A 12,611-nucleotide genomic window follows, 5' to 3' on the forward strand; every position below is an offset into this window, starting at 1 on the left:
TATGAAGCAGGTCGATTTCAGGCGCAGATTGCTGATGAAATTAATGTGGGGGGAACCGGGAACGAGAGGCATCCCTCGCGCGCCATTAAGAATATAGGGCGGTCTGTCAGGCGGGTTGCTTTTGGCATTTTTACAGGCAGGAATTGTTGCCGGAGCCGGCATTTTCAGTAGTCTCAAGCCGACGAATGCCGGCTTCTGTCAGAATTAAGGCGTTTACCCTACCACTGAAGTTATGAGTATTACTTACAGCTCTTGTTCAAACAGCTGAAGAATGGCTTCGTGGAGCTGATGGACGGTAAATGAGCGTGCAGGAGCCATAAATATGGTGTCATCCCCCGCGATGGTGCCGAGGATCCCTTCTGATTTTCCTAACGAGTCCAGCAGGCGTGCGATCAGCTGCGCTGCACCGGGACTGGTGCGAATCACAATCAGCGAATCGTTATGATCGATATCCAGCACCAGATTTTTTAGCGGGCTGGTGGTTGTCGGCACGCCCAGTTCGGCGGGAAGGCAATAAACCATTTCCATCTTGGCATTGCGGGTGCGCACGGCCCCAAACTTGGTCAGCATGCGGGAAACTTTGGACTGATTGATATTATCGAAGCCATCCTCCTGCAGCGCAGCGACAATCTCGCCCTGTGAGCTGAACTTCTCTTCTTTTAGTAAGGCCTTAAATGCCTTGATCAAATCGTCTTGTTTGGATGTATTACGCATAAGTGTCCGCGATAAAAGTCAACGAGTAAAGAGCGGCCCCGGCGGGATATTACATTATTATGCATTTAAATGAATTTTTATGCAAACAGGTAGTGAGGTCTGCTGCGATCCAGGGCGCTGGGAAACGCAGTCTGGCAAAGATGTTGTAAAAATACAATCCTGCAGCAGGCGCGCATGCCCACGGGTTGGTAAATGATTTGTTATGAAAATGATGTTGTTATGATAAGTGTTAAGGGTGTAATGTAATCCCGGATTATGTTGTCTGCATGCTGTTACGAGCGGTCCCTACCCAGGCGTAATGCGGTCACCCCCCTCAGCTTCGCCGGTTTAAACGTTTTAGCGCGCATATCGGGATAAAGGCTATCGCTTTGACCGCACAGGTCGTCTATGTTCGTATCAGATGGATTCATGGTACTCATTGCTCAAAATAATAAGGAGTTTAGGATGAAAGTCGCAGTTCTCGGCGCAGCTGGCGGTATTGGCCAGGCTCTCGCACTTCTGCTTAAAACCCAGCTTCCCGCAGGTTCAGAACTCTCTCTGTATGATATTGCCCCGGTAACGCCAGGCGTTGCGGTAGACCTCAGCCACATCCCTACAGCGGTCTCAATTAAAGGTTTCAGCGGCGAAGACGCCACGCCAGCGCTGGAAGGCGCGGATGTCGTGTTGATTTCAGCCGGTGTTGCCCGCAAGCCAGGCATGGATCGTTCCGATCTGTTCAATGTTAACGCCGGTATTGTGCGCAATCTGATTGAACAGGTTGCCAGCACTTGTCCAAAAGCGCTGATCGGTATTATTACCAACCCGGTTAACACTACCGTGGCCATTGCCGCTGAAGTGCTGAAAAAAGCGGGCGTTTACGACAAAAACAAACTGTTTGGCGTCACGACGCTGGATATCATCCGCTCCAACACCTTTGTTGCCGAGCTGAAAGGTAAAAATCCGGCAGAGCTGAATGTTCCGGTTGTTGGCGGACACTCTGGCGTGACTATTCTGCCTTTGCTGTCGCAGATCTCAGGCGTCAGCTTTACCGAACAGGAGATAAGCGATCTCACCAAACGTATTCAGAACGCGGGTACAGAAGTGGTGGAAGCCAAGGCGGGTGGCGGATCGGCCACGCTGTCAATGGGTCAGGCTGCGGCGCGCTTTGGCCTGTCGCTGGTCCGTGCCCTGAACGGTGAAAGCGATGTGGTGGAGTGTGCCTATGTGGAAGGGGATGGCGAATATGCCCGCTTCTTCTCTCAGCCGCTGCTGCTGGGTAAAGAGGGCGTTGCCGAGCGTCGCCCGATCGGTACGCTCAGTGCATTTGAGCAGCAGTCGCTGGACGGCATGCTGGAAACGCTGAAAAAAGATATTACGCTGGGCGAAGAGTTCGTTAAGTAACCCCGCGCAGGGCCAGCATCGCTGGCCCTCGTTCATCCAGGCCGTCAGGCTTAGCTTCCCGGATATTCCAGCACGGTAATCGACAGCGTCATCTTCTTGTCGTTACGGATGATCGTCACTTCTATCTCTGTGCCAGGCCGTATTTCCGCCACCTGATCCATCGTCTCCAGTGCGGAAACGGCAGGTTTATGGTTAACGCTGGTAATCACATCATTGACCTGTAATCCCGCCTTCGCGGCCGGGCCGCCCTGGGCTACGTTGGTCACGACAATTCCCTGAATATGGTCGAGGCTGGTGTTCTGACCATGGATTTGCGGGACTTCCCGACCGCTGATGCCAATAAAGCCGCGAATCACCCGGCCATCCCGGATCAGCTTATCCATGATTTTTGCCGCCAGCGCGGTGGGAATGGCAAAACCGATGCCTTCCGGCGTTTCGCCATCGTTACTTTTGTCAAAGGAGAGGGTATTGATGCCCATCAGTTCACCGAGGGAGTTAATGAGCGCACCGCCTGAATTGCCTTTATTGATTGATGCATCGGTCTGCAGGAAATTCTGATAGCGTGATGGACTGAGGCCCACACGCCCGGTTGCGCTGATAATGCCCTGCGTCACCGTCTGGCCGATATTGTACGGATTGCCAATGGCCATCACTAAATCGCCAATATGGGCGCTACGTTTCGGGTTAATAGCGATCACCGGCAGGCTGGATGCGGTAATTTTTAGCACCGCCAGGTCAGTCAGGTTATCCGACCCAACGAGCATAGCTTCGAATATACGCCCGTCCTGAAGCGCCACAATAATCTGGTCGGCATCGTTAATGACATGTTTATTGGTCAGGATATAACCGCGGCTGTCCATAATGACACCGGAGCCGAGCGTACGGATTTCCAGATTATCCGCTGAGGCGTTGGCGCTGCGGTTATAAACATTAACCACGGCAGGTGCCGCCCGGCGGACGGCAGCGTTATAGCTGATGGGCGTGGCATCAGCGCTATCGTTATCCCGGCTGGCGATAAAATCACCACCAACTCTCAGCGCCGGCAGGGCGACCAGCAAAATGCCTGCCACGACCAGACCGAGTAACGCCGAACGCAATAGTTTAGGAAACATGGCTTTACACGATGAGTGAATGAACGTGGGGCAGAATAGCACGAGTTAAGCGGACACGCAGGTGTCCGCATCATGATTTAGCGCAGCAGCAGATAAAGGTTTTGGTTGTCGCGAATGATATTGAGCGCCAGTAGGGGCGGTTTAGACTCAAGCAGCTTACGCAATCCGGCCAGGTTCTCCACCTTCGTACGGTTAACGCCGACGATCACATCATCCTTTTGCAGCCCGGACAATTCTGCCGGCGACGATTTCGCCACGGCTTCAACCTTCACGCCTTTGCTGCCATCCTTCGCCGCGCCATCGCCGAGCGTAGCGCCCTGCAATGCTGGCGTCAGCTGCTCGGCGCTGACGGTGGTCTGGCTGCTGGCATCCAGCGTCACGGTCAGCGTTACCGGCTTGCCCTCACGGATCAGCTCAACTTTCACCGGCGTACCCGGCGGCGTGGTGCCAATTTTTACCCGCAGCGCGGCGAAGCTTTCCACCGGTTTATCATCCAGACGGGTGATGATGTCACCAGATTTTATCCCCGCTTTTGCCGCCGCTGATCCTGGCAGTACTTCATTAACAAAGGCACCACGGCGGATATCCACGCTGAAAGCTTTAGCCATATCGGCGGTCATCTCCGTCCCTTTGATACCCAACTGGCCGCGCTTCACTTCGCCAAACTCAATCAGCTGTTGCGCCAGGTTCATCGCCATATTACTGGGGATAGCGAAGCCGATGCCAATGTTACCGCCCGCAGAAGCCAGAATAGCGGTATTAAGGCCGATCAGTTCACCGTTCAGATTGACGAGCGCACCGCCGGAGTTGCCGCGATTTATGGCGGCGTCAGTCTGAATGAAGTTTTCAAGCCCTTCCAGATTCAGGCCACTGCGGCCCAGCGCCGAGATAATGCCGGATGTGGCCGTCTGGCCGAGGCCGAACGGATTGCCGATGGCGACAGCAAAATCACCGACTTTCAGCCGGTCTGAATCAGCAATTTTTACCTGAGTCAGGCCGCTGGCATCGCTGATCTGGACCAGCGCAATATCGGTCTGTTCGTCGTGACCGATCATTTTGGCATCGAATTCACGGCCATCGCTCAACTGGATGCTGATTTTATCTGCACCATTGACCACGTGATTATTGGTCAGCACATAGCCTTTTTCCGCATTGATCACTACGCCGGACGCCAGGCCTTCGAAGGGCTGTGCCTGCGCTTCTTGTTCCTGACCGTCCTGACCAAAGAAGCGCTTAAGTGGCTCAGGGATCGCCTGGGTCTCTGCCTGGGTGCCTTCCACGTGCACGCTCACGACTGCCGGTAATACCTGCTCCAGCATAGGGGCCAGGCTTGGCAAAGGTGAGCCCTGAATTTGTGCCGGAAGCGTCGCCATGGCCTGCGGGGCAACGGTCAGATTCATGCCAATACTCAGTGCTAATGCGCTTAACAGTAAGGATTTCTTCTTCATCGCTACGACGCTCTCGTTAATAAATGTAGGGGGATAATGCTGTGGATAATGATGGACTTTGACAGAGAAAAGGGCGCCTGGCGCCCTTATATTCTATTTTTGGCTGGTGTTTCGCTCACCGCGCAGCAGGCCAGAAGCGCTGTCAGGATAGTCACGCGGCATCTGTACCGGTACCTGATCGTTATCCGCTTCAGACTCGGTCAACTGGTAAGCAAACGGGTTCTTTTCACCCGGCAGATTCGGCAGCAGGTCATTGGAACCTTTCGCCATATGCTGATACAGCTGACGGTAATCGCGGGCCATATTATCCAGCAGTTCGGCGCTCTGTGCGAAATGGCTGGTCAGCTCTTCACGATAATCAGCCAGCTCGGCTTTAGTTTTTTCCAGTTCGTACTGCTGGCTGCGCTGCTCGCGGAGCTTTTTGTTGCCGAAACGCATTGCTACCGCGCCGATAATCAATCCAACTACCAACCCAATAAGCGCGTATTCCCAGGTCATAATAACTCCCGTGTTGTCTTCGTTGTTCCGTAGGATCGTCTGGCCAATGCCAGTTCACTGCAGTCACTATAACCGCTAATGTTATGGAAGTGGAATCCTGAGGCGGCATCGCTTAGTGTAGAACGGCCTTTTTTTCGACGATAACGCCCAGGCCCTGTCAAATTTTTCAGAAAAAGTGAATAAACGATGCAAACAAAGTCTCCGCTGGCACTGTACCGGCAGGCGCTGGAAAACGGGCAGTATCAGCCTGATGATATTCAGCTTGAAGCCATAACCCGTCTTGATGGGATTTATCAGGCTCTGAGCCGCGCAGAGGCGCCTTCTGCCACTCCAAATAAAGGCCTGTTTGGCAAGATTAGCCATCTGGTCGGCAAGGGCAAAAACGCGCCTCAGCCGCCCGTACAGGGACTCTATATGTGGGGCGGCGTTGGCCGCGGCAAGACCTGGCTGATGGATTTGTTTTTTCAGGCAATTCCTGGGGAGCGTAAACAGCGGCTTCACTTTCATCGCTTTATGCTGAGGGTGCATCAGGAACTGACGGCGCTGCAAGGGCAGAGCGATCCACTGAATATCGTGGCAGACCGCTTTAAGAGCGAAACGGATCTGCTCTGTTTTGATGAGTTTTTTGTCTCTGATATCACCGATGCGATGCTGCTGGGCACGCTGATGGAGGCGCTTTTTGCTCGGGGGATCACGCTGGTCGCCACCTCAAATATTCCGCCGGATGAGTTGTACCGTAACGGCTTACAGCGCGCGCGTTTTTTACCTGCCATTGAAATGATTAAAAAGCACTGTGACGTGATGAACGTAGATGCCGGGATCGACTACCGTCTGCGGACGCTAACCTCAGTGCATTTATGGATGACGCCGCTCGGCGACGCGACCACGCAGGCAATGGATCGCATGTTTGTCGCGCTGGCTGGTAAGCCCCCTGCGGCGCAACCAGTACTGGAAATTAACCATCGTTCGCTGCCCACGCAGGGCGCGGAAGAGGGCGTGCTGGCGATGGATTTCGGCGTACTCTGCGGCGAAGGGCGGAGCCAGCATGACTATATTGAGTTGTCCCGTCGCTTCCACAGCGTGCTGCTGTTTAACGTGCCGGTGATGATTTATAAAACGGAAGACCAGGCGAGGCGCTTTCTGGCGCTGGTCGACGAATTTTATGAGCGGCGGGTCAAGCTGGTGGTGTCCGCTGAAACCTCGCTTTTTGAGATTTATCAGGGCACCCGGCTGAAGTTTGAATATCAGCGCTGCCTTTCCCGCCTGCAGGAGATGCAGAGCGAAGAGTACCTTAAACTGCCTCATCTGCCGTGAAGCGGGACCGCCGGTAATTTTATTGCAAAAAGGGGTCGCGCTTTAAGGGCGACTTCTCTATAATCTTGCGACCCCACGTTACAACAAAGGTTTTTTTCCCAAAACTCTTTGTGTTCCAGTAACTCTATCCGAAGGGGTGGGCTTGCTGGTCGAGATGGTCGTGTGAGCCTCAACCGTTTATTCAAGCGTTTGGGATTTCACCAACGTGTAACTTAATTTGGGTAAGCTTTTAGATGAAAACTTTTACAGCTAAGCCAGAAACCGTCCAACGTGACTGGTATGTTGTCGACGCAACAGGCAAAACTTTAGGTCGTTTAGCGACTGAACTGGCTCGTCGTCTGCGCGGTAAGCATAAAGCGGAATATACTCCGCACGTCGATACCGGTGATTATATTATCGTTCTGAACGCTGAGAAAGTTGCCGTAACCGGTAACAAGCGTAACGATAAGATTTATTACCATCACACCGGCCACATCGGTGGTATCAAGCAAGCGACCTTCGAAGAGATGATTGCTCGCCGTCCTGAGCGTGTGATTGAAATCGCGGTTAAAGGCATGCTGCCAAAGGGCCCGCTGGGCCGTGCTATGTACCGTAAACTGAAAGTTTACGCGGGCACCGAGCACAACCATGCGGCACAGCAACCGCAAGTTCTTGACATTTAATCGGGATTACAGGCAATGGCTGAGAATCAAAACTACGGCACTGGTCGCCGCAAAAGCTCTTCCGCACGCGTCTTTATTAAGCCGGGTAGCGGTAACATCGTTATCAACCAGCGTTCTCTGGAACAGTACTTCGGTCGTGAAACTGCCCGCATGGTAGTTCGTCAGCCGCTGGAACTGCTGGACATGGTTGGTAAATTCGATCTCTACATCACCGTTAAAGGTGGTGGTATCTCCGGTCAGGCTGGTGCGATCCGTCACGGTATCACTCGCGCTCTGATGGAGTACGACGAGTCACTGCGTGGCGAACTGCGTAAAGCAGGCTTCGTTACCCGTGATGCGCGTGAAGTTGAACGTAAGAAAGTCGGCCTGCGTAAAGCACGTCGTCGTCCTCAGTTCTCCAAGCGTTAATTGTTTCTGCTTCGGCAGAGTCGATTACCGAAAACCCGGTGCCTGCACCGGGTTTTTTCTTTTCTGGTGCTGGTAAAATCGTGGCGTATCGCCAGGTTGTTGATCTTTTTCCCGTCAAATGCACCTTGCCGCCCCCACAAACTGTCGAAAATCTGGTAAACTGTCAGTCACTTTGCGCCCATTAGCAGGGCATTGATGCATGAAATCCTGACGGGATGCCGGTTCGGTCTCAGCGCGTGCTAAGGGTCATTTATTTAGCTGGTCAGCCGCCCTGTGGCGGGCCCGCGTAGTGTTTTCTGGATAAACTTGGAGGTTTACATGGCTGTCGCTGCCAACAAACGTTCGGTAATGACGCTGTTTTCTGGTCCGACTGACATTTTTAGCCACCAGGTGCGTATCGTCCTGGCGGAGAAGGGTGTCAGCGTTGAGATCGAGCAGGTAGAAATGGATAGCCTGCCCCAGGATCTGATTGACCTCAATCCGTATCGTACCGTGCCAACGCTGGTCGATCGGGAACTGACGTTGTATGAGTCACGCATCATTATGGAATATCTTGATGAACGCTTTCCACATCCACCGCTGATGCCGGTTTATCCGGTTGCGCGTGGTGAAAGCCGTCTGATGATGCACCGCGTTGAGCAGGACTGGTACAGCCTGATGCACAAGGTTGAAAACGGCACGGCGCAGGAAGCGGAAACGGCGCGTAAGCAGCTGCGTGAAGAACTGCTGGCCATAGCGCCGCTTTTCGCGCGTACGCCGTTCTTTATGAGCGACGAGTTCAGCCTGGTAGACTGCTACCTGGCGCCGCTGCTGTGGCGTCTGCCGCAGATGGGCATTGAACTGGCGGGTGCGGGTTCTAAAGAGCTGAAAGGTTATATGACGCGCGTCTTCGAGCGGGACTCCTTCCTCGCTTCCCTGACTGAAGCAGAACGTGAAATGCGCCTGCATACGCGGGGCTGATTATCATGGAAATGACGCATCTTACTCCTCGCCGTCCTTACCTGCTGCGGGCGTTCTATGACTGGTTGCTGGACAATCAGCTGACGCCTCATCTGGTGGTCGATATTAATTTGCCTGGCGTGATGGTGCCTCTGGAGTATGCCCGTGATGGACAGATCGTTTTAAATATCGCGCCGCGCGCCGTCGGAAACCTCTCACTGGGCAATGACGAAGTGAGCTTCAATGCCCGCTTCGGCGGCGTTCCTCGTCAGGTAACCGTGCCGCTGGCCGCCGTGCTGGCGATCTACGCCCGGGAAAACGGTGCGGGTACGATGTTTGAACCTGAACCGATCTACGAAGATGCCGGGGAATTCAATCCGGAATCTGAAGAGGCCGGTTCAGCGGAAACGCTGATGTCGGTAATTGATGGCGATCGCCCCGATGACAGCGTACCTGATGATGAAAATCCCGACGACGAGCCGCCACCGCGCGGAGGCCGTCCGTCGCTTCGCGTTGTGAAGTAAGTTTCACCGCTATGCCGAAAAAAGACTCCTTATGGGAGTCTTTTTTTTTGCCCGGAGTCAGGCTTTCTTCTTCGCCAGCAGCGTGGCGAAGCGCAGTTTAATGGGGTTGCCCTGAGCATCGACTTTATGCAGCGCGCCGGGGTTTTCGTTATATTTGACGATCTCCCAGCCGGTATAGTTGTCCAGCAGTTCGCCAGGACGGAACGTAAAGGGGAAAGGTAAAGGGCAGGGATAATCGGGCGTGTTCATTGCCGCCACAATCAGGTTATATCCTCCTGGCCGCGTGGCATCCTGCATCTGTTTGATTAACGCGGGGATAGTGTCAGGCTGCAAAAACATCATCACCACGGTGGAAAGAATAAAATCATACTGTCCAGCGAGGGTGACTCCGTTAAGATCCTTTTGGACCAGCGTGATGTTTTCCCGCTTTTCTGCGGTGATAATTCCCTGAAGCTGGTTCAGGCTTTCGGTGCTTTTATCCCAGCCTTCAACACTAAACCCTTTCTGGTCCAGGTAAAGAACATTGCGGCCATTGCCGCAGCCAAGATCAAGTACCCGGCCTGGCGGAATTTTCCCTGCGGCTTCAATCACCTCCGAATGGGGAGGCGTTAACTGATATTTCTGGCTGTAGTACTGTTCCGCCGTGCAGTAAAAGGCCAGCTGGCATTCAACATCCTCACTGACGCTGTCGATACGGTGCCACTGCTGTGGCGCAATGCGTGGCGGCTGATTGTCAGGCGTAAAGGTAAAGGTTTCGGTTATCTCGCCTGCTGCCGTCATCAGGGAGAAATTGAGCGTGCCGCGCAAAACAGTCAGCTGCGCCCAGCTTCCTTCGCGGGTGTTATGCTGCTGTTGAAAAGCGGCAGGCAGCGTCTCTTTGTGCCAGACAGGCAGCGTTTTGTAGCAAATAAGTTCTGACATTTTTCCTCCGGAATTCATTTCGGTAGCTGTTTCAGCAGCGCAAAAGCCTGTTTCATCTCACCTTCACTGACGACGAAGGCTTCAAGCGCGCCCGTCGGATTTATGCCCCTGGCAACTATCCCCTGCGGTCCGAAACTCATCTGCCAGAGCAGATCCGGCGCGGTGGTATTACCGGCCAGATGAAGGATCAAATCGGGGGTTTTCACCTTGATCAACATGGCGGGAAGACGCAGCGTTTCGGTGCTGCCGGTCAGGTTTTTCGCCAGCGTCAGCGCTGCCATCTGGGCCGGCTGGAGATAGGGCATCAGTTGGCCACTGATTTCGGCGCAGTCACCCAGCGAAAAGATATCGGGATGGGATGTGCTCAGCGTATCATCCACAACGATGCCGCGCCGTGTATGCAGCCCAGCCTCCCGCGCCAGCGCAATGTTAGGGCGCAAACCCACGGCACAGATCGCTGCATCGCATTCAATCTGCTGCCCGTTGCTCAGGGTTGCCTGTAAGGCATCATTCTCTAAGGTCAGGGCGGCGAGCTCATTATGCAGACGCACATCCACGCCGGCCTTCAGCAGGCAGTGCTGCAGCCTGGCGCTGACTTCAGCCGGCATCAGCGAGGCGAGCAGGCTGGCAGCCCGCTCAACCAGAGTGACCGTTTTTCCGGCATGATTAAGATCCATTGCCAGCTCGGTGCCTATCAGGCCGCCACCCAGTAGCAGCACGCGGCGGGCGTTATGCAGCTTGTCCTGCGCTGTGCGGAACGCCTGCTGACTGTTGAGCGTGATCATCAGCTCGCTGCCGGGAAAAGCGGGTACCAGCGCCTCAGCGCCCGTTGCCAGCACCAGTTTGCCGTAGGTAAAGTCGCCCTCGCTGGTCGCGAGACGGTGGCTGGCTGCATCGATGGCGGTTACCCGGGTGTTTCTGTTCAGCAGTATATTATTCTGCTCAGCAAAGGTCTCAGCACGCTCGCGCGTCAGCGCATCGGCGGTCAGCCGCTGGCTGAAAACATGGCTCAGTTCCGGTTTGTTATATTCATCGCAGCTGTCCGCCGCGATTAACCGGATCGTGACTGCTTTATCGCGCAAGCGCAGATGTTTTACCAGCTGTCGGGCAGCAAAGCCGGAGCCAACAATAACAATATCGGTTGACATCATTCAGCCCTCATAAGGATCGAAAACGGATTTACCCAGGCCGCATTCCGGACAGAGAAAATCGTCAGGGACATCAGACCATGTTGTACCAGGCGCGACGTCCTGTAAGGGTTCGCCCAGTGAGGGATCGTATATCCATTGGCAGACGGAGCACTGCATACAGCCGCCGGAGACCTCTGTGGATGAGGTCGTCGCGCTAAGCGCATCCGTTTCTGTTAACGCCTCAGTTGGCGCTACAGGCACCACAACCGGCTTCGCTGACTCTGCTGCAACTGGTTCGGCCTGAATGACGGGCGCTTCTATCGGTGAAAGCGCCCACTGCCGCGCCAGGTAGCGTCCATGTTCGCGACAGATTTCCAGCGCCTCACCATCTGGCCGCCACTTCGCCTTTAAAGCAATGGCGGTATCAAAACCGGCATCCATCAACCGTGTCTGAATACGATCAACCGCGCCGCCCGTCCAGCCGTAGCTGCCGAAGGCTGAGGCTTTTTTGTTGCGAAAACGCAGACCGGCCAGCTCTTCCAGCATGCCAGCAATTTTTGGCATCATGACGTTATTCATGGTGGAGGAGCCGACCAGGATGCCCTTGGAGCGGAACACCTGCGTCAGGATTTCGTTTTTATCGTGGCGCGCGACGTTAAAAATTTTCACCGCGACGCGGGGATCAACTTCATGGATGCCCTGAGCAATGGCATCCGCCATCATGCGCGTATTATTCGACATAGTGTCATAGAGCAGTGTGATGCGATCTTCCTGATAATCGGCAGCCCAGTTCAGATAGTGCTGAACGATTTGCGTTGGATTATCCCGCCAGACCACACCGTGCGAAGTGGCGATCATACTGACCGGTAAATTAAAGCCGAGGATCTCGTTGATCTTAGGCGTTACCAGACGGCTGAAAGGCGTCAGAATATTGGCGTAATAACGCTGACATTCTTCAAAAAGTTCCTGCTGATCCACTTCATCATTGAACAGATGCTCGTCGCAGTAGTGCTGGCCAAAAGCATCGTTACTGAACAGCACAGCATCGCCGGTCAGATAGGTCATCATGCTGTCCGGCCAGTGAAGCATCGGCGTTTCAACGAAAATCAGCTGTTTGCCGTTGCCGACAGCCAGCGTATCCCCGGTTTTGACAATATGAAAATTCCATTCGGGATGATGATGATGTCCGTTGATCGAGTCGATCGCGTTTTCTGTACAGTAGATTGGCGTGCCGGGAATATGGGACATCAGCTCGGTCAGCGCGCCCGCGTGATCTTCCTCAGCATGATTAATGACGATGTAATCAATTTTGGAAAGCTCGATCTCCTGCGCCAGGTTGGTGACAAACTCCCGGCTGAACTTATGGTCAACCGTATCAATCAGGACATTCTTCTCTTCCTGAATCAGATAGCTGTTATAGCTGCTGCCCTTCAGCGTTTTGTATTCGGTACCGTGGAAATCACGGACTTCCCAGTCGCGTTGTCCAACCCAGGTGATATGACTTTTAACGTGGATACTCATGCTATTGGCCTCAAGACTGATTGTCGTTACGCTGTTATTG

The 12,611-nt window shown here is 53.9% G+C and carries 13 protein-coding genes; 6 read left to right on the plus strand and 7 right to left on the minus strand.

Annotated elements, in window-relative coordinates; translation table 11 throughout:
* Window positions 1–243: 243 nt before the first annotated feature.
* Window positions 244–714 carry a transcriptional regulator ArgR gene (gene argR / locus EA20_RS0109730; protein ID WP_024966641.1) on the minus strand — a complete coding sequence of 157 codons (471 nt, stop codon included), beginning with the start codon at window positions 712–714 and terminating at the stop codon, window positions 244–246.
* Between the two features lie 444 nt (window positions 715–1,158).
* On the opposite strand from argR, the gene mdh reads away from it, so the two are divergent.
* A complete protein-coding gene (mdh, locus tag EA20_RS0109735) occupies window positions 1,159–2,094 on the plus strand; it encodes a malate dehydrogenase (protein ID WP_024966642.1) in 936 nt (311 codons plus the stop codon).
* A 50-nt stretch (window positions 2,095–2,144) separates the two neighbouring features.
* On the opposite strand, the gene degS is transcribed toward mdh, so the two are convergent.
* The 3 genes from degS to zapG form a co-directional block, all read right to left on the minus strand.
* Entirely contained in the window at window positions 2,145–3,206 is a 1,062-nt protein-coding gene (degS, locus tag EA20_RS0109740) for an outer membrane-stress sensor serine endopeptidase DegS (RefSeq protein ID WP_024966643.1), read from the minus strand.
* Window positions 3,207–3,283: 77 nt separating this feature from the next.
* The gene (gene degQ, locus EA20_RS0109745; protein ID WP_024966644.1) at window positions 3,284–4,654 is read right to left on the minus strand and encodes a serine endoprotease DegQ; all 1,371 of its coding nucleotides are present in this window, start codon (window positions 4,652–4,654) and stop codon (window positions 3,284–3,286) included.
* A 93-nt stretch (window positions 4,655–4,747) separates the two neighbouring features.
* The gene (gene zapG, locus EA20_RS0109750) at window positions 4,748–5,152 is read right to left on the minus strand and encodes a Z-ring associated protein ZapG (RefSeq protein WP_024966645.1); all 405 of its coding nucleotides are present in this window, start codon (window positions 5,150–5,152) and stop codon (window positions 4,748–4,750) included.
* A gap of 186 nt (window positions 5,153–5,338) precedes the next feature.
* Here zapG and zapE point away from each other — a divergent pair, with 186 nt between their 5' ends.
* The 5 genes from zapE to sspB all read left to right on the plus strand — a co-directional run bounded on the left by zapE (window position 5,339) and on the right by sspB (window position 8,999).
* Window positions 5,339–6,466 carry a cell division protein ZapE gene (gene zapE, locus EA20_RS0109755; RefSeq protein WP_024966646.1) on the plus strand — a complete coding sequence of 376 codons (1,128 nt, stop codon included), beginning with the start codon at window positions 5,339–5,341 and terminating at the stop codon, window positions 6,464–6,466.
* Between the two features lie 233 nt (window positions 6,467–6,699).
* On the plus strand, window positions 6,700–7,128 hold the full coding sequence (gene rplM / locus EA20_RS0109760) for a 50S ribosomal protein L13 (RefSeq protein WP_024966647.1): 429 nt from the start codon (window positions 6,700–6,702) through the stop codon (window positions 7,126–7,128).
* A 15-nt stretch (window positions 7,129–7,143) separates the two neighbouring features.
* Complete coding sequence (rpsI, locus tag EA20_RS0109765; RefSeq protein WP_024966648.1) at window positions 7,144–7,536, plus strand: 30S ribosomal protein S9; 393 nt, start codon at window positions 7,144–7,146, stop codon at window positions 7,534–7,536.
* A 318-nt stretch (window positions 7,537–7,854) separates the two neighbouring features.
* Entirely contained in the window at window positions 7,855–8,496 is a 642-nt protein-coding gene (gene sspA / locus EA20_RS0109770; RefSeq protein WP_024966649.1) for a stringent starvation protein SspA, read from the plus strand.
* Between the two features lie 5 nt (window positions 8,497–8,501).
* Complete coding sequence (sspB, locus tag EA20_RS0109775) at window positions 8,502–8,999, plus strand: ClpXP protease specificity-enhancing factor (RefSeq protein WP_024966650.1); 498 nt, start codon at window positions 8,502–8,504, stop codon at window positions 8,997–8,999.
* 57 nt (window positions 9,000–9,056) lie between these two features.
* On the opposite strand, the gene tehB is transcribed toward sspB, so the two are convergent.
* Genes tehB through norV form a run of 3 tightly spaced genes read right to left on the minus strand, consistent with a single transcriptional unit; the run spans window position 9,057 to window position 12,571 of the window.
* Window positions 9,057–9,920 (minus strand): SAM-dependent methyltransferase TehB, encoded by an 864-nt coding sequence (gene tehB / locus EA20_RS0109780; RefSeq protein WP_024966651.1) that lies wholly within the window; start codon window positions 9,918–9,920, stop codon window positions 9,057–9,059.
* A 14-nt stretch (window positions 9,921–9,934) separates the two neighbouring features.
* Window positions 9,935–11,068, minus strand: a complete 1,134-nt coding sequence (gene norW, locus EA20_RS0109785) for an NADH:flavorubredoxin reductase NorW (RefSeq protein ID WP_024966652.1) — start codon at window positions 11,066–11,068, stop codon at window positions 9,935–9,937.
* A 3-nt stretch (window positions 11,069–11,071) separates the two neighbouring features.
* Window positions 11,072–12,571, minus strand: coding sequence for an anaerobic nitric oxide reductase flavorubredoxin (norV, locus tag EA20_RS0109790; RefSeq protein WP_024966653.1), 1,500 nt, complete (start codon window positions 12,569–12,571; stop codon window positions 11,072–11,074).
* Window positions 12,572–12,611 lie beyond the last annotated feature (40 nt).

Origin of the sequence: Pantoea sp. IMH (genome assembly GCF_000599885.1) — a bacterium.
Classification (GTDB): Bacteria; Pseudomonadota; Gammaproteobacteria; order Enterobacterales; family Enterobacteriaceae; genus Erwinia.

Coding starts and splice junctions, on each gene's coding strand:
- argR (WP_024966641.1), bottom strand. CDS start 714: ATGCGTAATACATCCAAACAAGACGATTTGATCAAGGCATTTAAGGCC.
- mdh (WP_024966642.1), top strand. CDS start 1,159: ATGAAAGTCGCAGTTCTCGGCGCAGCTGGCGGTATTGGCCAGGCTCTC.
- degS (WP_024966643.1), bottom strand. CDS start 3,206: ATGTTTCCTAAACTATTGCGTTCGGCGTTACTCGGTCTGGTCGTGGCA.
- degQ (WP_024966644.1), bottom strand. CDS start 4,654: ATGAAGAAGAAATCCTTACTGTTAAGCGCATTAGCACTGAGTATTGGC.
- zapG (WP_024966645.1), bottom strand. CDS start 5,152: ATGACCTGGGAATACGCGCTTATTGGGTTGGTAGTTGGATTGATTATC.
- zapE (WP_024966646.1), top strand. CDS start 5,339: ATGCAAACAAAGTCTCCGCTGGCACTGTACCGGCAGGCGCTGGAAAAC.
- rplM (WP_024966647.1), top strand. CDS start 6,700: ATGAAAACTTTTACAGCTAAGCCAGAAACCGTCCAACGTGACTGGTAT.
- rpsI (WP_024966648.1), top strand. CDS start 7,144: ATGGCTGAGAATCAAAACTACGGCACTGGTCGCCGCAAAAGCTCTTCC.
- sspA (WP_024966649.1), top strand. CDS start 7,855: ATGGCTGTCGCTGCCAACAAACGTTCGGTAATGACGCTGTTTTCTGGT.
- sspB (WP_024966650.1), top strand. CDS start 8,502: ATGGAAATGACGCATCTTACTCCTCGCCGTCCTTACCTGCTGCGGGCG.
- tehB (WP_024966651.1), bottom strand. CDS start 9,920: ATGTCAGAACTTATTTGCTACAAAACGCTGCCTGTCTGGCACAAAGAG.
- norW (WP_024966652.1), bottom strand. CDS start 11,068: ATGTCAACCGATATTGTTATTGTTGGCTCCGGCTTTGCTGCCCGACAG.
- norV (WP_024966653.1), bottom strand. CDS start 12,571: ATGAGTATCCACGTTAAAAGTCATATCACCTGGGTTGGACAACGCGAC.